The following is a 23,758-nucleotide window of genomic DNA, read 5'->3' as shown; positions in this document are numbered from 1 at the left end:
CGCCGGGGCTGCGATGGCTGCGACGAGAGCGGAGAGGATCAGTGTGCGGTTCATTGGGTCTTTCCTTTATATGTGCGTTGCGGGCGATATGTGCGTTGCGCCGCGATTGGGTTTTGGTGAGCGGCAGATCGTTTGTGCCTGCCGATGAGGGAGAATTGGGGCAGATCGGTTTGGAAAGAAACGGGCATTTGGGCCGACCCATATGTGCAAAAATGCGCATCACGCCCGCGTGAGGGGTGTTGCTGTGCGATTTTCCGCCAGCACTCGGAAAAGCCACGTGAAATCAGAGGCTTGGCCCTGTCACACCGCTCACACCCCCGTGACGTTACGAAAGAAACCGCGCGCGCGGGCGAAACCTCGCACCGATCACAAGTTTCGTGAGCGGGACATCAGACAAAACCACCCGCCACATACGCACGACACCCGCACGAAACGCATACCGGAGGACCGGAAAGCCGGAGGAAAGCGAGTCGGAAAGGGGGAAAACCCAGGTTGCGGCGCCCAGGCTGCGCGTAGCGTGCTGTTGGAATTAATCGCGCTGAGCCCAGCCCGTGCGGGCCTACATGGCGCGTTTCGTGATTTCCGGCAGGCGGGCGGACACTTCATCCGCACTCATGCCCGAGCGCAACTTCGGATCATAGAGCATCCGCAGCAAAACCTCATCCCGCCGCGTTAGCAACGCAAACTCCTGATCGTCGTTGAAAATCGATGGATAGGCTTCACGGCAATCATTCGACAAACCGAGACCCTGTGCCAACTCCTCTTGGATGCAGGAGGCCCGCATGACATCCGGATGTTCGGCGCGAACGATCGCAACCGCGCGCTTGAACCCACGGCTTCTATCCGCATGTGGCTCCGCCACGACGAGGCACAGGTGATTGGGGCGCATCTTGGCGATATTGCGCACCACACTCTTGGAAATACCCGGCACCAGCTTTGGCAGAGTCTTCGACAGGCTCTTTCGTTCCGCCTCGTTCACGACGATCACGTGGAAGTTCGGCTTGTTCGGGTTCACCGTCATCGGATGTCGGGTCAGGCGCGCAAGAGTATTGGTGTAGCTCGAAATGGCCTTGAGGTCTTTGATCCGCCGGTCCTTGGGAACAGATGCACCAAACATCACCTGCAAGCGCACGGGTTCCTCCCAGCGCAGAAGTGGCTTGGCTGCCTTTGATCCAGACGCTGACAACCCGCCGCCATACTCCGTGTGAAGAGCAATCTCCAGAAAGTCGCGTTTCAGGCTTGCCGCCGTCATCGAGGATTGCGGCACTGTGCGGATCGTCTTCAGCAGACCACGGTCCTGAAACGTCCTCTGCATCTTCGCGTAATACGCCGACAACTCGTCGCTCGGACCCTGCGCGCGTGTGCTCTTCACCACGTCGGCCCCGGCCACTCCGCCAACGCTCAGCGCGCAGGCGGTGAGGCATCCGGTGAAGGCGCGGCTGAAAATTGCCATGCGTGGGGCTCCTATTGTCAGGCCGGTGAAGGGTGGCATGCCGCCGAAGCTGTCGCAAATCACGTTTTTGACGGTCGAGAACTCAGTTTGAAAGCACGACCTTATACATGGGCGCTGATGTTACCGATTTCATCCCTGATCGCGAATCGTAGCGCCTAGCGGCGCAGCACGGCGCCGGGATTCATGATCCAACCTGGGTCCAGCGCAGCCTTGATTGCGCGCATTGCGGTCAGCTTCGCGGGATCTGAATAACGCTCCAGATCCTCGACCTTCAGGCGCCCGACCCCGTGTTCCGCAGACACCGATCCGCCCATTTCATGAACAATGTCGTGCACGCACCGCTTGATCGCGGGGCGCTCCTCTTCGTGATCCGCGCGAGACAACCCGGGTTGGGGAAACACATTGTAATGCATGTTGCCGTCACCCAGATGGCCGAAGCAATTGATCCGGTATGAACCGATTTGTGCCAATGCCTGCGTTGCGCGCGGGATAAAGGCCGGCACCGCCGACAGGGGAACGGAGATATCGTGCGAACTCACCGAACCGATACGGCGGTTTGCCTCCGGGATCGACTCGCGCACTGTCCAGAGCTCTGCCGCCTGGCGCTCCGACCGCGCAATCACACCGTCAAGAACAAGCCCGGCTTCAGCCCCCCGTTCGTAAATCCTGGCCAAGGCTGCATCAGGATCAAATCCATCTCCGCCGCCGAGGTCAATCAACGCCGACCAGGCCGGATGCCCCTCGAACGGCAGGCGTACCTGCGGCATCGTCTCAGCCAGGAACGTAAATCCCATACCGCCGATCAGTTCGAACGCCGACAGAGTGTCGCCGGCAATGTCCCCGACAATGCCCAGCAACTCAAGGGCAGCGGCGGGGTCTCTGACCACCAACATTGCGACCCCGCGACGGGCGGGCCTGGGCACCAGCTTCAGCGCCGCAGCCGTAATGATGCCCAAGGTCCCCTCCGCCCCGATAAGCAGGTGGCGCAGGTCGTACCCGGTGTTGTTCTTGTGCAGCCGTGTCAGACCATGCCAGATTTCGCCTGACGGCAGCACGGCCTCGAGCCCAAGGCACAGATCGCGCGCATTACCCCACCGCAGGACATTCACGCCCCCTGCATTGGTCGCCAGCAAGCCCCCGATCCGCGCGGACCCTTCCGAGGCGAGTGACAGGGGAAACAACCGGTCTGCGTCCTTTGCTGCCCCCTGGACGTGCGCCAGAACAACTCCAGCCTCAGCGACGAGGACATTCTCCTCCGCGAAGACCTCGCGAATACGGTTCATGCGGTGCAGGGACAGAATGACAGGTGCTGGGCCTTCGGCCGCGATCTGTCCGCCGACCAGCCCGGTACCACCGGAAAACGGGACAATTCCGACACCTGCAGCCGCGGCAAGCCGAACAACCCGGGCAACCTCATCCACCGTCTTGGGTGCCACGAGGCACCCCCCGGAGCTGCGATAGCGCCCGCGCGGTTCCTGCAACCATGCTTCGGTCAGATCGGGAAAGGTCTCGGGCGGAAGTGCCGCTTTCAGGGATGCCTCAAGTGGCGCGGGGATCTTGGCAAGGTCTGTCATGGCGACACAGGATCACGAGGTCGTCACAGGCGCAAGTTCAGCTGTCATCATCGCGCAGGTACGCAGGGCGCAAGACCACGACAGTTGGCTCCGACGGGAGGGTGCGAAGGCTGACCTCTATGTGGTTTTCGCGCCGCCACTCAACGCGGAACTCTTCCTCCATCCCCGAAACGAAAGTTTCCAGAGTGAAATCGCCGAACCAATGCATCGGCAGAATGACGGAAGACCGCAGGCGTTTGAGCAACGCGATCATGTTGGGCAAAGGCAGGGTGTACCCGCCATCGACCGGTGCCATCACCACATCCAGCCGCCCCAGCGACGCGATCTGACTGTCGGACAGTTCATGATGAAGGTGCCCCAGATGCCCGATGCACAGCCCGGCAATCTCGAACACGAAAATCGAGTTTGCCAGTGGCTCGTTCACTGTTCCGAACCCGGACCTGATATCCGTGGGCACATTGCGCACCAGCACGTCCCCGAGTTCGAGATAATGATCGATCGGGTTGTTACCATCAGGCGCCCACCCCGGCAGCACATGCGGAATCCGGGGGTCTGGATTCGGTGTCCAGTGGGTGGTGTGGGCCTTGTTCATCGTGGCGACTGTCGGAAAGAACGCCGTATCTCCCAGAAACCCGGTATAGTCCGTGACGGCGGTGAACCCATCTGGTCCTTCGATCAGAAAACTGGCGTGGGCCACGTAACTGAGCCGCACGGTGAATTCTTCCAGGCCCTCGCCGAAACTGACCGGCTGAACATATTGAAATTCCGGGCTGGCATCGGCAATGGCGATGCAATGGCTCGGCTTGCGGTCCTGGGCGTTCGCCAGCGGCGCGAACGCGACAAGTGCAACAGCAGCGAGGATCGGTTTCATGAGCGCTCTGTCTCCCGGTTCGGATATGCCATACGAGGAGCTAGTGCGAAGCATTGGCCTGCCCATTCAAGTCTGCAAATATCCCTGTCGGAGCCCCCCGGTGCGCCAGAGAGACCGCTCTGTGAAACTTGCGCGTCCCCTGTTACCCTGCCCCCGTACGCCCGCGCCGGTCGCCGCGCAAATGCGCGTACAGCACATGGTTCCGCCATCTTCCGTTGATCTGAAGATAGCTTTGCGCCACCCCCTCATACTTGAAGCCACACCGTTCCAGAACGCCGCGCGATGCTGCGTTTTCCGGCAGGCACGCAGCCTCGATCCGGCTGAGATCCATCTCGGTCTGAGCATAGTGGACGAGCGCCACGATGGCTTCACGCATGAAGCCTTGTCGGGCATGGGGGGCGCCGGTCCAGTAGCCAAGGGTCCCCGCCTGCGCCGGTCCGCGCCGGATGTTGTCCAGCGTGATCGCTCCCAGCAGGGCCTGGTCGCTGCGCCGGATCAGAAACAAGGGCAGCGCGGTGCCGCCCTTGATTGAGCGCGTCGCCCAATAGACCCTGTTGGTAAAGCTCTTTCGGCTCAGGTGGTCATGCGACCATGTCGGTTCCCATTTCATCAGAAACCCGCGACTCACTTCGCGCAGGCCTGTCCAAGCGCGAAAATCGGCGTGTGACGGGGGACGCAGTGTCATGCGCTCCGTCTCGATCCGCACCGCCGACTTTTTCAAGAGCATCAGGCCGCCAGACGCTCCCGGATCTCGTCCAGACGGGGGGCAGCCTCTGCCGGACCATAGAGCGCCGCTGCCGCACGACCTTCGGAACACAACTGCCCCGCATAGGCTTTGACATCTCCGGTGGTTACCGCGTCGATCCGGGCAAGCGTCTCGTCCAGAGGCGGAACACGGCCCCAGATACCAACCAGACGCGCGAGCCGCTCTGCGCGCGCGGACGGGCTTTCCAGCCCCATCAGCAAGCCCGACTTCATCTGCGCCCGGGCACGCGCGACTTCTTCCGACGACATGTCGGCGGCGGACCTGCGAAGCTCTGACAGAGTGATATCGGTCAGTTCGGCAATCTCGGTCGCGGATGTTCCGGCATAGAGCGTCAGCATGCCTGTTTCTTCCCACGATCCGGCTTGTGCGAAGATCGAGTAACACAGGCCGCGCTTTTCCCGCACCTCCTGGAACAAGCGCGAAGACATGCCGCCGCCCATCGCCGTGGCATAAACCTGGCCCGTGTAGACCGCATCATCCAGATACCCGTGACCCGGCAGGGCCAACGCGAAATGGACCTGCTCCAGAGGCTTGATCATCCGAGCCTCGCCGCAGGTGAACTCCGCCGGGTCGACAGCCCCGCGGGGCCGCGCTTGCATGTCGCCGAAAAGCGCCTCCGCCAGCTTCACAAGGGCCGCGTGATCCACTGCACCAGCGGCAGCCAGAACCATGTTCTGCGGATTGTAGTGCGCTTCGACAAACCGGAAAAAGTCATCGCGCGCAAAACTGCGGACCCGTTCCGTCGGCCCGAGGATCGTGCGGCCCAGGGCCTGCCCGTCAAACGCTTGCTCCTGCAACCAGTCAAACACCACGTCGTCGGGCGTATCGAGCGCCTGACCGATCTCTTGCAGGATGACCCCGCGTTCGACCTCGATCTCGTTGGGATCAAAAACGGGGTTACGCAGGATATCGGCGATCACATCGACAGCCAGCGCTACATCGCTTTCCAGAACGCGGGCGTAGTAGGCCGTCACCTCGCGGGAGGTATAGGCGTTGATGTACCCGCCCACGTCCTCGATCGCCTCAGCGATCTGCAGGGTGGAGCGTTTCTGTGTGCCCTTGAAAGCCATGTGCTCAAGAAAATGAGCAATGCCGTTCTGTTCGATCCGTTCATGACGCCCGCCAGCCTGCACCCAGATGCCAACAGCAGCGGATTTCAGCCCGGGCATCGCCTCGGACACGATGCGAAACCCGTTGGGCAAGGTTGTCAGTTGTGGATCCGGGGATGTCGTCATGGCACTCGTCATGCGGCGATCCGCTCGCGGATCAACTGTTCCAATGCGCCTAGGTCATTGTCGACCCGGGTCACACGCTCTGATCGGTCATACAGGTCTTTCATCCGCTCGGGCAAGGGCGGGTGGATCCCGGTCGCCGCTTCGACGGCGGCGGGAAACTTCGCCGGATGAGCCGTGGCCAACGTCACCATCGGGCTGTCACCAAGATGCGCTTCGGCAACGTGGACCCCGACCGCGGAGTGCGGGCAGAGCAATTCTCCCATATGGGCAAAGGCGGATTTGATCCGGGCGGAGGTTTCCTCTTCGGAGACGCGACCGGAGGCGAAATCCGTTTGCAAGCGCTGCAAGGCACCCTGGCTCAGGTGGAACCCGCCTTGCCCCTTCAATTCGTCCATGAGTTGCGCGACGGCCGTACCATCGCGGTCGTACACATCAAACAGAAGGCGCTCGAAATTGGAGCTGACCTGAATGTCCATCGACGGGCTGATTGACGGGATCACCTCGTCGGTCACATACTCCCCGGTGGTCAGGCAGCGATGCAGGATGTCATTCTGGTTTGTCGCCACGATCAGCTTGTCGATCTGCAACCCCATCCGCTTGGCTATGTAACCCGCAAAGATATCGCCGAAATTTCCGGTCGGAACTGTGAAGCTCACTTCCCGTTCCGGCGCCCCTAGCGCCGTAGCGGCCGAGAAGTAGTAGACGACCTGCGCCAGAACCCGCGCCCAGTTGATCGAGTTGACGCCTGCCAGTCGCACGCCGTCCCGGAAGTCATGATCGTTGAACATGTCCTTCAGGCGAGCCTGGCAATCGTCGAAGTGACCTTCCAGCGCCAGAGCATGCACGTTCGCCTCCGACGGGGTGGTCATCTGGCGGCGCTGCACTTCGGAAACCCGGCCATGCGGGTACAGGATAAAGACATCCGCCGCCGCCAGCCCGCGAAACGCCTCGATCGCGGCAGAACCGGTGTCGCCGGAGGTCGCTCCGACAATGGTCACGCGGCTACCGCGTCGCGTGAGTTCGCGCTGAAACAACTGACCGATCAGCTGCATCGCGAAGTCCTTGAACGCCAGTGTCGGCCCGTGGAACAGTTCGCACAGGAAATGGTTCGGTCCAAGTTGCACCAGGGGCGCGCGCGCATCGTGACCAAACCCGGCATAGGCCTTGGCGATATCTTCTGCGAACTCTTCGTCGGTGAAGCTGCCGGCGATGAACGGGCGCATCACACGAAATGCAACCTCCTCATAGGGCAGTCCACGTAGCGCGCGGATGTCGCCGGCGCTCATTTGCGGGATGGTCTCTGGCACGTAAAGCCCGCCATCGCGCGCCAGCCCTGTGAGCATGGCTTCGTGAAATGCCAGCGCGGGCGCCTGCCCCCGGGTCGAGATATACTGCATGTCGCTCAGCTTTCGTCGGTCGTCTTGCGCCCGTCGGACAGGGCACCTTGGCGCCTCATACGCCAGAGATAATAGAGAGTCATCCCGAACCATACGGCCGCAAGGGAAAACCACGTGCCGGCGTATTCGAGATGATCATTGGGGATGCCGCTGGTGTCGACCGGGTACGGTTTGGCGAAGGGGGCCGGTTCGGATGTTTCGCGCAGAACCAGCAGGACGGGTTCGGTATTCAGATGCGCCGCAAGTGCGGGCACATCGCGGGCAAACCACAGCCGGTCGGACGGGTCAGGCTCCGGTGTGAAGCTGTCCACCTCTTCGGGCCAGTGCAAATTGCCGACGACGGTTGCGCGCCCGCCTGTCCGCTCCACATCGCGCTGCGCCACGGGCAGGAACCCGCGATCAACCATGATGCGCCGTCCATCGTCGGTCTCAAACGCCGTAATGACCCGGTATGCGGCCCCCACGCCCTTGGCCGAGGCCAGCACATCAAGGTGATCCTGGGTAAACGTCCCCGTTGCCTCAACTGACAGGAAACGGTCCGCTTCAGGGTCAGGGGCGGTCGGGATGGCAACCGCCGCCTCGGTGATCCGCGCCTCGATCTGGGCGAGGTAGGCTTCCTTTTCTCCCAGCCGGTTCACCTGCCAGTTCCCCAGTGCGAGCAAGACAAGCGTGCCGATCAGCCCAAAAGCCAGAGGGATTGCAAACCGTGTCATCAGCTCAGTCCTTTGACAGCAAACGGCCGGGACAAGGCCCGGCCGTCTGAAGCGTTCGGTCGATTTGGGTCAGGCGCCCCAGACATAGATGGAAGCGAACAGGAACAGCCAGACCACATCCACGAAGTGCCAGTACCACGCTGCGGCCTCGAACCCGATATGCTTGTCGGCGGTGAAATGACCTTGCCGCAGGCGCAGGTAGCACACGAAAAGAAAGATCGTGCCGATGATCACGTGCGCCCCGTGGAACCCGGTCGCCATGAAGAAGTTCGCGCCGTAAATATTGCCGGCAAAGCCGAACGCGGCATGGGTGTATTCGTACGCCTGAAACGCAGTGAAGATCACACCGAGGATAATCGCCAGAAGCAGACCTGTCGCCATATCCTTGCGGTTGTTTTCGTGCACCAGCGCATGGTGCGCCCAGGTGGCGGCTGCGCCCGAACACAGCAGGATCAGCGTGTTGATCAGTGGCAGATGCCAGGGGTCGAAGGTTTCAATTCCCACAGGTGGCCAGACACCGTCGACCGCCGGGCTCATGCCGCCCGGATCCATCGGATAGAGCGCGTGCTTGAAGAACGACCAGAACCAGGCAAGGAAGAACATCACCTCGGACATGATGAAGAAGATGAAGCCATAGCGCAGCCCGATGCGCACGACCGGCGTATGGTCTCCCGCGCTGCTTTCGCGGACGACCTCCGTCCACCAGCCGACCATTGTGACGATGACGCCAAGCAAGCCGACGATGAACATCGCAGGTGTCATGCCTTTCATCCAGAGCACGGCTCCGAACAACATGATGAACCCGGCCACGGCGCCTACGAAAGGCCAGACCGAGGGTGGCAGAATGTGGTAATCGTGGTTTTTCGCGTGTGCCATGCGGAGTCCCTCGCGCGTTTAGTTGTAGCTCTGTGCCGGACCTTCGGATCGGGTCAGGCTGGCTTGGGTTTGATCCCCTGCCTCTTCGGGCATGTCGATCTGATAGAATGTGTAAGACAGGGTGATGTGGCTGTTGAACTTGGCCTCATCATCCTCGACAAGCTCGGGGTCGACGAAGAACGTCACCGGCATCAGCACCGTTTCCCCCGGCATCAAAACCTGTTCCTCGAAACAGAAGCAGTCGATCTTGGTAAAGTACGGGCCCGCGTTGAACGGGGCCACGTTGTAACTGGCAGATCCCGCGACGGGAACATCGGTCGGGTTGTGCGCCTCGTAGAAGGCCAGACCGGTTTCACCGATGCGGATCTCCACCTCGCGCTCGACCGGTTTGAAGGTCCAGGGCATGTCGCGCTCCAGCGAGGCGTCGAACTTGACCTTGATGGTGCGGTCCAGAATGACGTCCGATCCGGCTTCGGCGGTATTGGTGGTACCGCCGAAGCCGGTGACGCGGCAGAACCAGTCATAAAACGGCACAGCCGCCCAGGCGAGGGCCCCCATCGTCACCACGACGCCGACCAGTTGCAGCACGGTCTTGCGGTGGTTGGGCGGCGTTTTGGATGTGTCTTGAACTACGGTCCTGTCAGTCATTGCTGTCCTCGATCGATCAGTTCGGGGCGCGCTACATGGTCAAAGCCCTGAACCGGGCCGTCTTCGGTGACTTTGGCGATGGTCAGGCCAAACACAATGGCGGCAAATCCGATCAGCAATCCCGCAACGCCGAAATTCCGACCCGAGCGACGGGTATGCAATTCATGATCCTTGCCGAATGCCATCGTGTCAGCCCCCTATCAACGTCAGGCCTGCACGGGTCAGCGTCGCCTCGATCAGAAGCGCACCAAAGTGCAGGAAGAGATAAAGCAGAGAGAATTTGAAGACCCGCTTCTCCACCGCGTAACCGTCCGCATCCGCCTGCGCCTCGTCACGGCGCCAGATATCCCAAGCGCCCTTCAGGAAGATGGCATTCAGCACGAGGGCGGTGACCAGATAGAGCGGCCCGGCAACCGGGGTCAGCGCAAGGCCAAGAGCCACCGGCACGAGCAGCACGGTATACACGAGGATATGCTGGCGTGTCTTCCGACGACCGTGCGTGACCGTCAGCATCGGTATGCCCGCGTCGTCGTAGTCCGATTTCATGAACAGGGCGAGCGCCCAGAAGTGCGGCGGTGTCCACATGAAGATCAGCGCAAACATCAGGACCGCTTCGACACTTACGGACCCGGTCGCTGCGACCCACCCGATCATCGGCGGAAAGGCCCCCGCAGCACCTCCGATCACGATGTTCTGCGGCGTCGACCGCTTGAGCCACATCGAATAAACAACAGCATAGAAGAAGATCGTGAAGGCCAGCAGGGCCGCAGCCAAGGCGTTAGTGGCCAGCCACAGCATCACCACCGACAGCCCGGACAACCCCAGTCCAAGCGCCAACGCCTCCCCCGGGGCGACCTTGCCCGCGGGAATAGGGCGCTGGCGCGTCCGGCGCATCACCTGATCGATATCCGCATCCCACCACATGTTCAGCGCGCCCGAGGCCCCGGCCCCGATTGCAATGAACAGGATTGCGCAGAACCCGACCATCGGGTGCACCGGAGCAGGTGCAATCAGCAAGCCCACAAGGGCCGTGAATACCACCAGCGACATCACACGCGGCTTCAGCAGCGCGAAGTAATCGCCAAAGCTTCCCTCCCCGCTCTGAATAGCAGGTCCCTGGCGGGTTTCGAAACTCAGGTCGCTCATGCGGCCTCCTCAGACAAGCGCCAAGGCGCCCGGGTTCGGGCGCCTCGTTCGAACGATCGGGATCAGCGGGACGCGACTTGCGTCGGCGCAGGCACACCGGTGTTGGCGGCAACCTGCTGCGCGACCCACTCCTCGTATGCTTCCTTCGACACGACCTTTACCGTGATCGGCATATAGGCGTGATCCTTGCCGCACAGCTCGGAGCACTGGCCAAAGTAAATGCCTTCCTTCTCGGCCGAGAACCAGAGCTCCGCCAGACGCCCCGGGATACCGTCCTGCTTCACGCCAAAGGCAGGAATGGTCCAGGAATGGATCACGTCGGCGGCCGTAACCTGGACCACAACCGTGGTGTCCACGGGAACGACCATCGCCGTGTCGGTGGCCAGAAGGTAATGTTCCGGCGCGTAGCCGTGCTCTTCAAGCTCATCCTCGGCAAGCATGAACCCTTCAAAGCTGATATCGTGATCGGGATACTCGTAGCCCCAGTACCACTGGTAGCCGGTCGCCTTGATCGTAACCTCGGCTTCGGGAATCTCCTGCTGCTTGAACAGGACCGGCAACGAGAACGCACCGATAAACACGAGGATCAAGATCGGCACCACCGTCCAGGTGATCTCGATCGGCGTGTTGTGGCTAAATGCGGCCGGGTTCGGGTTGGCCTTGGCGTTGTGACGGATGATTGTCCATGCAATCAGCGCGGTGACAAACAGCACGATGATGGTGATGATCACCAGCAACATTCCATCGAGCCACTGCAACTCGCGCGCGAGTTCTGTCGCGGCAGGTTGAAAGCCGATGCCACGGTCGATTGGCTGTCCGATAATCTCCATGCCTTCGCGATTGTCCGCCCAAGCGGAAGACGCAGTCAACGCGCCGAAAGCAGCCGCTAGCATGCCGGTTGTCCGGGTGAATTTCGCCATGTGTCGTTTCCTGTTCTCGCGCGGCTCGCAAGCCGCCCCTGTTCGCTTGCGGCGCGGTCGCCGCATTCCCATCTGCCCGGTATAGGGCGTCGGCATAGGCCGCATTGCCGTATGCCGTTGTGTCCTGCCAGTGTGTGAACCATATTCTATTCGACCAGACAAGAAGGCGACCTGCGCCCTCGTGTCGCGATTTGACATAGATCAAGGAACCCGTGATGACCGACGCAGCGTTTCGCCCGTTTGAGACCTCAATCGACGAAGGCCGGGCGCTTGCCTTGCTGCAATCCGCCGTCGCAGGCGCGGATGATGGCGAGCTTTTCCTTGAGAAAAGGCGGTCTGAGGCGCTGGTTCTGGATGACGGTCGAATCAAGACCGCCAGTTACGATGCCAGCCAGGGATTCGGCTTGCGTGCGGTGCGGGCCGAAACCGCCGGGTATGCGCATGCTACGGAGATTTCGGAAAGCGCGATTGCCCGAGCCGCCGAAACCGCACGGTTGGCCGTTGGGGATGGCGGCGGTGTGATGGCCTCGCCGCCCAAGGCGACCAACCGGCGGCTCTATACCGACGAAAACCCAATGGATGCGGCCCCCTTCGGCGTAAAGATCGACATGCTGCGCGAGATCGATGCCTTTGCCCGTGCGCTGGACCCAAGGGTTGTTCAGGTCTCCGCGTCCCTCGCGGCATCAATTCAGGAGGTCGAGATACTGCGCCCGGAAGGCCTGCGTGTATCCGATGTGCGCCCCATGACCCGGCTGAACATCTCTGTCATCGTGGAACAGAACGGTCGCCGGGAAAGTGGGTCCGCCGGAGGGGGCGGCCGCTACGGCCTGACCAGTCTGATGGCGGCAGACCATTGGCAGTCCGTGGCGCGCGAAGCGTTGCGGGTCGCGGTTGTCAACCTGTCCTCCATCCCTGCGCCTGCGGGTGTCATGGAAGTGGCCCTCGGGCCGGGCTGGCCCGGCATCCTGCTGCACGAGGCGGTGGGGCACGGGCTTGAAGGCGACTTCAATCGCAAGAAATCGTCGGCTTTTGCCGGTTTGATGGGCCAGCGCGTGGCGGCCCCCGGGGTCACTGTTCTGGATGATGGCACGATCCCGGACCGACGCGGATCGATCAGCGTCGACGACGAGGGGACGCCATCGGGCAAGAATGTCCTGATTGAAGACGGTATCCTTGTCGGCTACATGCAGGACCGCCAGAATGCGCGCTTGATGGGTGTGGAGGCGACAGGCAACGGACGCCGTGAGAGCTATGCGCACATACCGATGCCACGGATGACCAACACCTACATGCTGGGTGGCACGGCGGCGCCGGGGGATATCGTGGCGGATGTGAAGGATGGTATCTACGCGGTCGGGTTCGGGGGCGGACAGGTCGACATCACCAACGGCAAGTTCGTCTTCAGTTGTACCGAGGCTTACCGGGTCGAGAACGGAAAGGTCGGCGCGCCGGTCAAGGGAGCCACACTGATCGGTGACGGCCCCACGGCCATGACAAAGATCCGCGGTATCGGGAACGACATGGCCCTGGACCCCGGCATGGGCAATTGCGGCAAGGCCGGGCAATGGGTGCCGGTCGGTGTCGGGCAGCCGACTTTGTTGATCGATGGGCTGACAGTCGGAGGTGCCGCCGCCTGAACTCAACCCTTGGGCGAAAAAAATCGGGATAAGCCGATTTTTTCCTGTCTCTTTTACACGGCATTAAGGTTTACGGGCGCAATCTGGGCACAGATCAGGCGGGTTCGGGTGTTTGCGGTCTCTGTCGACCCACCCACCCTCGCACCACCTCAGACTTGAGGCGCAAACGACCCCTCCCGAACTCGCCTGATCCAACCCTTCCGCGGGATGTGCTGCCCAGCGGGCAGCAAGAGGATCCAGATGGCCCGCGACGACGCCCCCCAGCAGGACATGTTCGCCTCTGAGCTTCGGACGCACCACACCGCAGATGCGCATGATTTTCTGGGCTTCGCGCCCCCTGCATCCGAAGACGAAGCGCTGGATTGGTTGCAACTGATCCGCAGCCCGCGCATCGGACCGACCACGTTCCTCAAATTGCTCCGCAAACACCGCAGCGCAAGGCGCGCACTGGACGCCTTGCCAGACAGCGCCTGGGAAGCCGGGTTGCGCGACTACAGGCCGGCAGAGCGTCAGGTCGCGGAACGCGAATACAGGGCCGGTCAAAAGCTGGGCGCGCATTTGTTGGCGCTGAGTTCGGTGCGCTACAGCGCGCAACTCTCACAGATTAATGACCCACCGCCGCTTTTGTGGTGCCTCGGCGACGTGGGGCTGATGACGCGGGAATGCATCGGTATCGCCGGTGCGCGCAATGCGTCGTCTCTCGGCATGCGCCTGACGCGCGCGCTGGCCAAGGGATTGGGCAGCGAGGGCGCAGTCATCGTCTCGGGCGTGGCGCGCGGAATAGATCGCACCGCCCACGAAGCCGCGCTTGAGACCGGGACGATCGGCGTTCTTGCGGGCGGTGTGGATGTGATCTACCCGCGTGAAAACACGGATATCTACGAAAAGATGCGCGAAGACGGGCTGCTCATTTCGGAACAACCGCCCGGAATGCAACCACAGGCCCGGCACTTTCCGCGCCGCAACCGGTTGATCTCGGGCCTGTCGCTCGGGATTGTCATCCCCGAGGCCGCAACCAAGTCCGGGAGCCTGATCACCGCACGCGATGCGTCCGACCAGGGACGGGAGGTCATGGCCGTACCCGGGCATCCGTTCGATGCCCGCGCCGCGGGGTGCAACCAGCTGCTGCGCGAGGGGGCGACACTGATCCGAAACGCGGATGATGTGCTGGACGCGCTGCGCCCATTGGTCGATGCGCCCCAGCCCGGCCCCGTCGAAGGCGACGCCATGGCGCCGCGCCGCGCGAACCCCACCGCGTCAAATCCCGATAGCCGACCGCCACCGCCCGACCAGATCCGGGCACGCATCCTCGCCCATCTTGGCGCAGCCCCTTTGCCAGAAGATCAGTTGATACGAGATCTCGTCCTTCCGGCTGCTGCCGCAACCTCTGCCCTCGTTGAGTTGGAAATGGCAGGGCGCGTGATCCGGCACCCGGGGGGTGCGCTGAGCTTGGGCGGCTAGGCCGAACGTGTGCCAGAAAGCCCGCCGGAGCTAAGCCCGCTTTGCCAGTATCACGCCCCATACTGCAGGCGCGGCATTGACATTCACGAGGATCCCTCCACATCTTGCGCGCCAAGACCAGCCCCGTGAAATTAGGATCACACATGCCCGTTGTCATTGTTGAATCCCCGGCGAAAGCCAAGACAATCAACAAGTATCTCGGAGACGACTACACGGTGCTTGCCTCCTACGGGCATGTGCGGGACCTCCCCCCCAAAGATGGCTCCGTCGACCCCGAACACGGCTTCGAGATGCTGTGGGAAGTGGCGTCCGACAGCAAGAAACATGTCAAGGCCATTGCCGACGCGCTGAAGGACGATGACGCGCTGATCCTCGCGACCGACCCCGACCGTGAGGGGGAGGCGATCAGCTGGCACCTGATGGAGACTCTGACAAAGCGCAAGGCGATCAAGAAGTCCACCGAAGTGAGCCGGGTCGTGTTCAACGCGATCACCAAGACCGCCGTGACGGACGCGATGAAGGCACCCCGCGACGTGGATATGGAGCTGGTTGAGGCGTATCTCGCCCGCCGTGCGCTTGACTATCTTGTGGGCTTCAACCTTAGCCCGGTTCTGTGGCGCAAACTGCCCGGCGCGAAGTCGGCTGGCCGCGTGCAGTCGGTCTGCCTGCGCCTGATCGTTGAGCGCGAGATGGAGATCGAGGCCTTCGATCCACAGGAATACTGGACCGTCCGCGCGATGCTGGAGACCCCGCGCGGCCAGACGTTTGAAGCGCGCCTGACCCATCTGGGCGGCAAGAAGCTCGACAAGTTCGACATCGCGACTGCCGAGGCCGCAGAACTTGCAGTCAATGCCGTGTCCTCGCGCGCGCTCAGCATCCATTCGGTCGAAGCCAAACCCGGCACGCGCAACCCGTCCGCGCCCTTCATGACCTCCACCCTCCAACAGGAGGCCAGCCGCAAGTTCGGCATGGGCGCACGCCAGACCATGAGCACCGCTCAACGCCTCTACGAGGCGGGCCACATTACCTATATGCGGACCGACGGCATCGACATGGCCCCCGAGGCCGTTACGGCGGCCCGCAGCGCGATCGAGGACCGCTTCGGTACGAAGTACCTGCCCAAGAGCCCGCGCATCTATAAGAATAAGGCAAAGAACGCACAAGAAGCACACGAGTGCATCCGACCGACGGAGATGTCCGCCGCCCCGGACGTATTGAAGCTGACGGACGCGGATCAACGCAAGCTGTACGATTTGATCTGGAAACGGACAATCGCCAGCCAAATGGCCGCCGCCCAACTGGAGCGCACCACGGTCGATATCGGATCCCAAGACAAACAGGTCGTGCTGCGGGCCACCGGCCAGGTTATCGTGTTCGACGGTTTCATGAAGGTCTACACCGAGGGTCTTGATGACGATGTTCTAGACGATGACGACAAGCGCCTGCCGCAAGTCGCACAAGGCGAACCTGCAAAGCTTGCCGCATCAGGCCTTGAGGCGATTTTCGTCAAAGCCGCCGAGAGCGAGGGCAAGATCACCGCAGATGGCGGCCTGCGACGTCACCCCGGTGGGCTTCTGGACGACAGTGGCGCGGTTTTCGGCCAGCAGCATCATACCCAGCCACCCCCGCGGTACACCGAAGCCACCCTGGTCAAGCGGATGGAGGAACTCGGGATCGGTCGCCCGTCCACCTATGCCTCCATCGTGACGACGATTCAGGATCGCGGCTATGTCGTGAAGGAAAAGAACCGTCTGATCCCCGAAGACAAGGGGCGGCTCGTGACCGTCTTTCTCAGCAATTATTTCCGCAAGTACGTCGGGTATGACTTCACCGCCGACCTCGAAAACCAGCTCGACGAGGTAAGCTCAGGCGATCGCAACTACAAAGACGTTCTGGAACGCTTCTGGCGTGACTTTTCAGCCGCCATTTCCGAGACCTCCGAGCTGCGCATCACCGATGTTCTGGAAAAGATCAACGAAGTTCTGGAACCGCATCTGTTCCCCCCCAAGGAAGACGGATCGGATCCGCGCCTGTGCCCGAACTGCGGAGCGGGACGACTGAGCATGCGAACTGCGCGTTCCGGCGGGGCGTTCATCGGATGCTCGAATTATCCCGAATGTCGCTACACCCGCGCGTTCGCCCCGCCGGGCGACGGAGATGACGAGATCGGGCCAGATGGCAAGATGCTGGGCGTGGACCCAAACACGAGCCAGCCCGTCACCTTGCGAAAGGGCCGGTTCGGCCCCTATGTCCAACTGGGTGAGGCGACCGAAGAAGAGCCGAAGCCGCCGCGCGCCTCGCTTCCGAAGGGCTGGAAGGCAGAGGAACTGGATATAGAGAAAGCCCTGATGCTGCTGAGCCTGCCACGGGAGATCGGCCCCCACCCCGAAGACAACGAGAAAGTCGAAGCCGGGATCGGGCGTTACGGACCCTACGTGAAGCACGGACGCATCTATGCCAACCTGCCTGAGGTGGACGAGGTCTTCACCGTTGGCATGAACCGGGCGGTCGAACTCCTGGCCCAGAAAGCCGCGCGCGGCGGGCGCGGAGCGGCCGCAAAGCCGCTGCGCGAACTCGGAGAACACCCGCAGGAAGGTGGTCCGGTCAACGTCATGGATGGGCGGTACGGACCTTACGTCAAATGGGCCAAGATCAACGCGACCCTGCCCAAGGGCACTGAACCCGACGCGGTCACGATGGACATGGCCGTCGAACTGATCGCGGAAAAAGCGGCGAAAGGCGGCAAGAAAAAACCTGCTGCCAAACGCAAGACCGCTGCGAAGAAGACGACCAAGACCCCCTCCAAGGCCGCCACTGCGAAGAAAAAAACAGCCTGAGACCCTTTGCGTACGGCCCCTGCATTGACAGTTTTGCGCCGCAGCGCCAAAAACGGGCAACTTCTTAAGGGGCACTTCTCATGAACAAGATCTACGGAACCGCGACCGAAGCGTTGGACGGGCTGCTTTCGGATGACATGCTGATCGCGGCAGGTGGATTTGGCCTTTGTGGCATTCCCGAGTTGCTGATCCAGGCCATCGTGGACAGCGGTGTCAGCGGTCTGACCGTCGCCTCGAACAATGCCGGGGTGGACGATTTCGGATTGGGGCTTCTGCTGCAAACCAGGCAGGTCAAGAAGATGATGTCGTCTTATGTCGGTGAAAATGACCTGTTCATGCAGCAATATCTGTCAGGCGACCTGGAAATCGAATTCAACCCGCAAGGCACCCTGGCGGAGCGTATGCGCGCCGGCGGAGCGGGAATTCCTGGCTTTTATACCAAGACAGGGGTCGGAACCGTCATCGCCGAGGGCAAGGAGCACAAGGATTTCGACGGTGAGACATACATCCTTGAGCGCGGGATCTTTGCGGACCTCGCCATCGTCAAGGCTTGGAAGGCCGACGAGACCGGCAATCTGGTGTTTCGCAAGACCGCGCGTAATTTCAACCCACCGGCTGCAATGTGTGGTAAGGTCTGCGTTGTTGAGGTCGAAGAGATTGTTCCCACAGGCTCACTCGATCCGGACAACATCCATCTGCCGGGCATCTACGTGCATCGGTTGATTCAGGGTGAGCATGAAAAGCGGATCGAGCAACGCACGGTTCGCGCGGCCTGAGAGGGGAGCTCGGAGGCGCCATGAAACCACGTACGCTGGGATCGGTTCTTGATGACCGCGAAGCCCTCGCCGGGTTTTCGCGCGCACGCGTTGCAATCGTGCTGACCAATCCGAACATCAAAGACAATCCGATCGTCTACGTGAACGACGCCTTCGAACGCGTGACAGGGTACTCCAAGACTGCCGCGATCGGACGCAACTGCCGGTTTCTCCAGGGCTCTGGTACGGATGAAACGGACGTGGCGAAGCTGCGTCAGGCCATTGAGCGCGAAGAAGATGTCACCGTCGACATTCTGAACTACCGCGCGAGCGGCGAGCCGTTCCTGAACCGGCTGATCATCGCACCGGTAAAGTCGGATGACGGAAATTGCCATTACTTCATTGGCATCCAGAAGGCCATGTCCGGCCGCGATCTGGATCAGTCCACCGTCAGCCTGGAAAAGAAGCTGTCGGCGCTCCAGCGTCGGGTCAGCAAGGACATGTCGATGCTGATCGACATCGTGCGCGAGAAATCGAACACGATGCACAGCGAAGAAGGGTTCCAGGCCCTGGCACGGCGGATCGAATGCCTGCAACTGCTGTACGAGGAAATGAGCCTGAGCGATCGCGATGCCCATCGCCAAGGCATTCCGATGGCGAGCTACCTGACACGGGTCGCCAACGCGATCGCACATGCCGATGGCAAACCGGGGGTAGCCTTCACGGTGGACTGCGCGAGGTTCGATTGCAGTCTCGAAGTGGCCCTGCGCATCGGCCTGATCCTGTCAGAAGTTCTGACCAACGCATTTTCCCACGCGTTCTCGGGGCTGGATGCGGGCACGGTCAAACTGTCGGTCACTGAACTGACCGAGGGCGGGTGCCGCCTCGTAATCTCGGATGACGGCATCGGGATCCCGCGACAAATGCAATGGCCCAGTGATGACACCCTCGGCGGTCGCATCGTCGGGGAGCTGGTCGAAGGTCTTGAAGGGACCATCAATGTAAATCGCGGTGCCGCCGGCACCGTAGTGATCATAGACGTGCCCGCGGGCGCCTGAAGTAACAGAAGGAACCGGCAGCACCATGCCTTGGGATCGCAACCAGATGGCCGCACGTGCGGCGCAGGAACTAGAAGACGGCATGTACGTGAACCTCGGGATCGGGATTCCGACACTGGTGTCGAACTACATACCCGAGGGCGTCTCCGTCACGCTGCAGTCGGAAAACGGCATGCTCGGCATGGGACCGTTTCCGTCCGAGAACGAGGTTGACGCCGATCTGATTAACGCGGGCAAGCAGACAATCACGGAGCTACCGCAAACTGCTTACTTCGACAGTTCCCAGAGCTTCGGCATGATCCGCGGCGGCAAGATCGCCATGGCAATCCTCGGGGCCATGGAAGTGGCCGAAAATGGTGATCTGGCAAACTGGATGATCCCCGGCAAGTTGATCAAGGGCATGGGCGGCGCGATGGACCTCGTCGCGGGGGTCGGTCGTGTTGTTGTCGTGATGGATCACACCAACAAGAAGGGTGAGACGAAACTGCTGAGCGAGTGCACCCTGCCGTTGACCGGCAAAGGCGTGGTCGACCGCATCATCACCAACCTTGGCGTTCTGGATGTGGCCGAAGGTGGCCTCAAGATCGTTGAAACCGCCGATGGCGTGACCGAAGACGAAATCCGCGCGAAAACCGCAGCGCACATTGTCTGATCGTCCCATCGAGCAGGAACAGAACGGCTCCAAGGGCCGATATGTCCTGCGCGAAAAAGGTCTGGAGGCCGAGCTAACGTACACCGTGAGCTCCCCTACCCTCGTGATTGCAGACCATACGGGCGTGCCAGAAGCGCTGCGCGGAACGGGGGCTGGCAAAGCCCTCGTCGCCCGCCTGGTCACGGATGCGCGGACACAAGGCTTTCGCATTGTCCCGCTTTGCCCCTTCGTGAACTCTGAACGGCGCAAGCACCCCGAGTGGGCGGACCAGTTTCAGGTCTAGCGGGTGTCAGTTTGATGCGATCGGTGCGAACACGCACCCATCGGTAGCCAGTTCTGGCGGCGTCACGCACAACCCGCGCGCCACGCGCCACGCCGACAGCACCTTTAACACATATGCCCGCGTTTCGGGGAAGTCCGGCACACCGCCCGCCCCATCCTGAGCACGCTCTACCGCGCCCTCCCCGGCATTGTAACCGGCCAGAGCGAGGATCGGGTCGCCATCGAACCGCTCCATCAACCAGCTGAGGTAGGCAACACCGCCCCGCAGGTTCTGTTGCACATTGAATGGGTCCTTTACCTCGAAACGCTCTGCGGTGGCCGGGATCAATTGCATGAGCCCTTGCGCACCTTTCGGGCTGACAACGTCGACGTCCCCGCTGCTCTCCGTCCAGGCCACGGCTAGAATAAGCGCCGGAGAGACATTTTTCCCGATCGATGCAGTCAGCATGTCGCGCCCGTATTGCTCGGCAAGACTGGCAAGCGCGCTCAACGGCGGCGCTGCGGGCGCGGGATCGGCGCGGTCAAACCACGCCATCGCGGATAAAAAGCGCGCCGGTCCCGCATCCACGCGTCCGGTGCCCATGCTTTGCCAGAACCCCGACACTTCCAGCGGTTCCACATCAGTTGGCGGCGTGTCGGGCGCGGCGTCCGGTATGGCGACAGGCGGCGGATCGGGCGGCGGAACGATTTGAATATTAATCCTGTTGCGCGCCCCCGGGGCAGGCGGTGCGATCTTCTTGAAAGTGAAATCCGACGGCGGCACGGGCAACGTCTGGGTCTGTGCAGGCGCCGAAGGCTGGACCGGCAAACGAGTCGCCGAGTCCTGTCCCGTTTGGGCGGCTCCGTGAGTCGCTGTGAAAACGAGCCCAAACACGCCCCATATCGCGCCAAAACGGATATTTCCTGCCTCATTCCTGGGTTGTGCAGCCCCACCGGGCAGACAACGCCAAAAAAATTCGAAGAAAAATAAGAGCATTCTAGACCCAAAACCCCGGCATTAGACGCGTTGCGAAGGACAAACCCAGCGCTGGATCCCGGGATTGTTCACGTATCCTGCATAGGGGCAGCAAGTTTTCGCGAAAACACATTTCTTAACTCAGTGCTGCCCAAATCGCGCCCGAATCCAACAGCAAATTACAGTCATTCCGAACGGCACAGCGGTGCAACAGAAACGCACCAGCCACATCGGTACCTGACCTGACTGAAGTAACTTAACAAGGACCAAACTTATGAAACTCTTCAAGCTCGCACAGACTTTCCGCAACGACGAAGACGGCGCAGTGACCGTTGACTGGGTTGTTCTGACCGCAGCCATCGTTGGCCTGGGCATCGCAGTGTACGGTGTTGTCTCTGGCGGTATTAACGACCTGTCCACGGACATCGACACCCAGCTGAAGACTGACCAGATCAAGACGACCTTCCAGTAAGGGTCTCGATCTACCCAAAGAATCAAAAGGCCACGCCGCGCGCGTGGCCTTTTCAGTGAAACACGACGGCAACGCGGGCCCTTTAAGGCCACGCGCCAAACTTGGTCGTGAATCCGCCCCATTCCTGACAGATTTCCAAGTGACCTTACGTCACCTACAGAATGTGATCGCGAAAACCGCGGCAGCGCCAGAAAGGAAGCAAGGGATGGAACTCAAGACATTGATTAAAGACTTTATCGACCAGGAAGACGGCGCAGTGACCGTCGACTGGGTTGTCCTGACAGCCGCTATTGTCGGTTTGGCCGTCGCCGTTTACGGCGTCATCAGCCAGGGCGTTCAGGATCTGTCGACAGACATCGACACCCAACTCAAGACAGACCAGATCAAGACGACTTTCAACTAAGCCAAGCGCGAGCACCGGGAACGGGCAGTGCCGCCGGCACCGCCCTTTTTTGTTCGCTCACACCATTTCGCCCAGGCGAAAAATCCCTCAATTACCTGTTTTTAATTAACTTTTAGATGCCGTGGACTATTCGGCGAGCCGAGGGCCATGTCCAACAAACGCAGTCAAAAGACCTACCATTTTCCGCAAACGCACCACATTCGCGCCCGATTTGAGGGCGACATTGAGCACATCGAAACGGACACCAACACAACGCGCTGTGACGGTGGTAATCTGTAACAAAGGACCAAACACATGAAACTCTTCAAGCTCGCACAGACTTTCCGCAACGACGAAGACGGCGCAGTGACCGTCGACTGGGTTGTTCTGACCGCAGCCATCGTTGGCCTGGGCATCGCCGTTTACGGTGTTGTTTCCGGCGGCATCAACGACCTGTCCACGGACATCGACACCCAGCTGAAGACTGACCAGATCAAGACGACCTTCCAGTAAGGGTCTCGATCCACCCAAAGAATCAGAAGGCCACGCCGCGCGCGTGGCCTTTTTCGTGGAAGCCCGTCTTTGAACGGAAAGCCATGATGTTGCCGGATTTGCGCCGCGTCGGGAACATAGCATCGCGTTAACAATAGACTGAAGTAACCGGAACTAACCGTTCCACAGGTACAATCGAAAGGCGAACACATGCGTTTGGTGTTTGGACTGGTTTTGATTATTGGCGTTGGTCTCGCCGGGTTCGCGGTATGGACGGCCAAAGGGCGTTTTGATCAGTACCAGACTGTGCTGGCGTCCCAACAGGAACGCCTGGCACAAGCCGTCGACGTTGCCGAGATTTTCGTGATGGCCAAGGAAATCCGCTACGGACAAGAACTGACCCAGGAGCATGTGCGCAAGGTGCGCTGGCCCGCAGACGCGATTCCGGAAGGGGCGTACACGACCCTCGAAGAGATTTTCCCCGAAACTGTCGAGGGGGCCTTGCGGACGGCAACCCGTGCCATGGATGCGAATGAGCCGATCCTGAAGGCTAAGGTCACCGCACCTGGCGATACCGCTGGCGTCGCCTCGCGTTTGAAACGTGGTATGCGCGCCTTTGCGATCAGCGTGAACGTGACATCCGGCGTCTCCGGTCTCTTGCGGCCTGGTGACCGCGTCGATGTCTACTGGAGCGGCCCGATACAGGACCGCGAAGTGACCAAGCTCATCCAATCCAACCTGTCGCTCATCGCGATCGACCAGAACGCCGACATGGACGAGGCCACGCCGACAATTGCGCGCACCGTTACTGTACAGGCCTCACCGCAGGACGTCGCCTCGCTCGCACAGGCGCAACGCACAGGGGTGTTGTCACTTTCGCTGGTCGGTGCCTCCGACGATACGCTCGCCACGGCGATCGAAGTTGACCAAAATCGCCTTCTCGGCATCGAAGAAGAAGAAATCGTGATCGAAAAAGCCGAGGTCGAAGAAGTGTGCACTATCCGTACCCGCAGGGGTGCAGATGTAGTGGAAATCCCGATCCCCTGCACAAATTAAACCGCTGCAAGCGTACAAGCCGAGGCGTGGTGACCGTTGCAAAATGGCCACCGCGCCTCTTTGTTTTTAAACCAGCTTGCGTGAATAACACCGCCTTAGCCCATGATTCTTGCTAAAAAT

At 61.0% G+C, this 23,758-nt stretch carries 24 protein-coding genes; 11 read left to right on the top strand and 13 right to left on the bottom strand.

Features of this window, described 5'->3' with window-relative positions; all coding sequences use genetic code 11:
* Nucleotides 1–559 precede the first annotated feature (559 nt).
* The 12 genes from ACP15N_RS12995 to coxB form a co-directional block, all read right to left on the bottom strand.
* The gene (locus ACP15N_RS12995) at nucleotides 560–1,453 is read right to left on the bottom strand and encodes a DUF2927 domain-containing protein (protein WP_425092732.1); all 894 of its coding nucleotides are present in this window, start codon (nucleotides 1,451–1,453) and stop codon (nucleotides 560–562) included.
* Between the two features lie 155 nt (nucleotides 1,454–1,608).
* Nucleotides 1,609–3,027: an FAD-binding oxidoreductase gene (locus ACP15N_RS12990; RefSeq protein WP_425092731.1), complete on the bottom strand. Its 1,419-nt coding sequence runs from the start codon at nucleotides 3,025–3,027 to the stop codon at nucleotides 1,609–1,611.
* A gap of 37 nt (nucleotides 3,028–3,064) precedes the next feature.
* Nucleotides 3,065–3,898 (bottom strand): MBL fold metallo-hydrolase, encoded by an 834-nt coding sequence (locus ACP15N_RS12985; protein ID WP_425092730.1) that lies wholly within the window; start codon nucleotides 3,896–3,898, stop codon nucleotides 3,065–3,067.
* A 142-nt stretch (nucleotides 3,899–4,040) separates the two neighbouring features.
* Entirely contained in the window at nucleotides 4,041–4,625 is a 585-nt protein-coding gene (locus tag ACP15N_RS12980; protein ID WP_425092729.1) for a GNAT family N-acetyltransferase, read from the bottom strand.
* The gene (locus ACP15N_RS12975; RefSeq protein ID WP_425092728.1) at nucleotides 4,625–5,899 is read right to left on the bottom strand and encodes a M16 family metallopeptidase; all 1,275 of its coding nucleotides are present in this window, start codon (nucleotides 5,897–5,899) and stop codon (nucleotides 4,625–4,627) included. The genes ACP15N_RS12980 and ACP15N_RS12975 overlap by 1 nt, the downstream gene beginning before the upstream one ends.
* A gap of 8 nt (nucleotides 5,900–5,907) precedes the next feature.
* Complete coding sequence (gene thrC / locus ACP15N_RS12970) at nucleotides 5,908–7,296, bottom strand: threonine synthase (protein ID WP_425092727.1); 1,389 nt, start codon at nucleotides 7,294–7,296, stop codon at nucleotides 5,908–5,910.
* Between the two features lie 5 nt (nucleotides 7,297–7,301).
* Nucleotides 7,302–8,009 (bottom strand): SURF1 family protein, encoded by a 708-nt coding sequence (locus ACP15N_RS12965; RefSeq protein ID WP_425092726.1) that lies wholly within the window; start codon nucleotides 8,007–8,009, stop codon nucleotides 7,302–7,304.
* A 69-nt stretch (nucleotides 8,010–8,078) separates the two neighbouring features.
* Nucleotides 8,079–8,885: a cytochrome c oxidase subunit 3 gene (locus ACP15N_RS12960; RefSeq protein ID WP_425092725.1), complete on the bottom strand. Its 807-nt coding sequence runs from the start codon at nucleotides 8,883–8,885 to the stop codon at nucleotides 8,079–8,081.
* 18 nt (nucleotides 8,886–8,903) lie between these two features.
* On the bottom strand, nucleotides 8,904–9,533 hold the full coding sequence (locus ACP15N_RS12955; protein ID WP_425092724.1) for a cytochrome c oxidase assembly protein: 630 nt from the start codon (nucleotides 9,531–9,533) through the stop codon (nucleotides 8,904–8,906).
* A complete protein-coding gene (locus tag ACP15N_RS12950; protein ID WP_425092723.1) occupies nucleotides 9,530–9,718 on the bottom strand; it encodes a hypothetical protein in 189 nt (62 codons plus the stop codon). Before ACP15N_RS12950 ends, ACP15N_RS12955 begins: the two co-directional genes overlap by 4 nt.
* 4 nt (nucleotides 9,719–9,722) lie before the next feature.
* Nucleotides 9,723–10,679 (bottom strand): heme o synthase, encoded by a 957-nt coding sequence (cyoE, locus tag ACP15N_RS12945; RefSeq protein ID WP_425092722.1) that lies wholly within the window; start codon nucleotides 10,677–10,679, stop codon nucleotides 9,723–9,725.
* 62 nt (nucleotides 10,680–10,741) lie between these two features.
* Complete coding sequence (coxB, locus tag ACP15N_RS12940; protein ID WP_425092721.1) at nucleotides 10,742–11,599, bottom strand: cytochrome c oxidase subunit II; 858 nt, start codon at nucleotides 11,597–11,599, stop codon at nucleotides 10,742–10,744.
* Nucleotides 11,600–11,814: 215 nt separating this feature from the next.
* Here coxB and tldD point away from each other — a divergent pair, with 215 nt between their 5' ends.
* The 7 genes from tldD (at nucleotide 11,815) to ACP15N_RS12905 (ending at nucleotide 20,282) form a co-directional block, all read left to right on the top strand.
* Nucleotides 11,815–13,236, top strand: coding sequence for a metalloprotease TldD (tldD, locus tag ACP15N_RS12935; protein ID WP_425092720.1), 1,422 nt, complete (start codon nucleotides 11,815–11,817; stop codon nucleotides 13,234–13,236).
* A 240-nt stretch (nucleotides 13,237–13,476) separates the two neighbouring features.
* A complete protein-coding gene (gene dprA / locus ACP15N_RS12930; protein ID WP_425092719.1) occupies nucleotides 13,477–14,697 on the top strand; it encodes a DNA-processing protein DprA in 1,221 nt (406 codons plus the stop codon).
* Nucleotides 14,698–14,840: 143 nt separating this feature from the next.
* Nucleotides 14,841–17,534: a type I DNA topoisomerase gene (gene topA, locus ACP15N_RS12925; RefSeq protein ID WP_425092718.1), complete on the top strand. Its 2,694-nt coding sequence runs from the start codon at nucleotides 14,841–14,843 to the stop codon at nucleotides 17,532–17,534.
* 80 nt (nucleotides 17,535–17,614) lie between these two features.
* On the top strand, nucleotides 17,615–18,310 hold the full coding sequence (locus tag ACP15N_RS12920; RefSeq protein ID WP_425092717.1) for a CoA transferase subunit A: 696 nt from the start codon (nucleotides 17,615–17,617) through the stop codon (nucleotides 18,308–18,310).
* A 20-nt stretch (nucleotides 18,311–18,330) separates the two neighbouring features.
* Nucleotides 18,331–19,347: a PAS domain-containing protein gene (locus ACP15N_RS12915; RefSeq protein ID WP_425092716.1), complete on the top strand. Its 1,017-nt coding sequence runs from the start codon at nucleotides 18,331–18,333 to the stop codon at nucleotides 19,345–19,347.
* Between the two features lie 25 nt (nucleotides 19,348–19,372).
* Nucleotides 19,373–19,999, top strand: a complete 627-nt coding sequence (locus ACP15N_RS12910) for a 3-oxoacid CoA-transferase subunit B (protein WP_425092715.1) — start codon at nucleotides 19,373–19,375, stop codon at nucleotides 19,997–19,999.
* On the top strand, nucleotides 19,992–20,282 hold the full coding sequence (locus ACP15N_RS12905; RefSeq protein ID WP_425092714.1) for a GNAT family N-acetyltransferase: 291 nt from the start codon (nucleotides 19,992–19,994) through the stop codon (nucleotides 20,280–20,282). The genes ACP15N_RS12910 and ACP15N_RS12905 overlap by 8 nt, the downstream gene beginning before the upstream one ends.
* A gap of 6 nt (nucleotides 20,283–20,288) precedes the next feature.
* Here the strand turns inward: ACP15N_RS12905 and ACP15N_RS12900 are convergent, their stop codons facing one another.
* Nucleotides 20,289–21,044 (bottom strand): lytic transglycosylase domain-containing protein, encoded by a 756-nt coding sequence (locus tag ACP15N_RS12900; RefSeq protein ID WP_425092736.1) that lies wholly within the window; start codon nucleotides 21,042–21,044, stop codon nucleotides 20,289–20,291.
* 466 nt (nucleotides 21,045–21,510) lie between these two features.
* Between ACP15N_RS12900 and ACP15N_RS12895 the strand changes: the two genes are divergently transcribed.
* From ACP15N_RS12895 to cpaB, 4 genes are all read left to right on the top strand, one after another.
* On the top strand, nucleotides 21,511–21,708 hold the full coding sequence (locus ACP15N_RS12895; RefSeq protein ID WP_425092712.1) for a Flp family type IVb pilin: 198 nt from the start codon (nucleotides 21,511–21,513) through the stop codon (nucleotides 21,706–21,708).
* A gap of 205 nt (nucleotides 21,709–21,913) precedes the next feature.
* Nucleotides 21,914–22,111, top strand: coding sequence for a pilus assembly protein (locus ACP15N_RS12890; RefSeq protein ID WP_425092713.1), 198 nt, complete (start codon nucleotides 21,914–21,916; stop codon nucleotides 22,109–22,111).
* Nucleotides 22,112–22,405: 294 nt separating this feature from the next.
* Nucleotides 22,406–22,603: a Flp family type IVb pilin gene (locus ACP15N_RS12885; protein WP_425092712.1), complete on the top strand. Its 198-nt coding sequence runs from the start codon at nucleotides 22,406–22,408 to the stop codon at nucleotides 22,601–22,603.
* Nucleotides 22,604–22,792: 189 nt separating this feature from the next.
* On the top strand, nucleotides 22,793–23,638 hold the full coding sequence (cpaB, locus tag ACP15N_RS12880) for a Flp pilus assembly protein CpaB (protein ID WP_425092711.1): 846 nt from the start codon (nucleotides 22,793–22,795) through the stop codon (nucleotides 23,636–23,638).
* The last annotated feature ends 120 nt before the right edge of the window (nucleotides 23,639–23,758 follow it).

This window comes from Tropicimonas sp. S265A (assembly GCF_049800835.1).
GTDB lineage: Bacteria > Pseudomonadota > Alphaproteobacteria > Rhodobacterales > Rhodobacteraceae > Dinoroseobacter.
The sequence above is the reverse complement of the archived record's forward strand: the minus strand, read 5'-3'. Positions and strand labels throughout refer to the sequence as shown.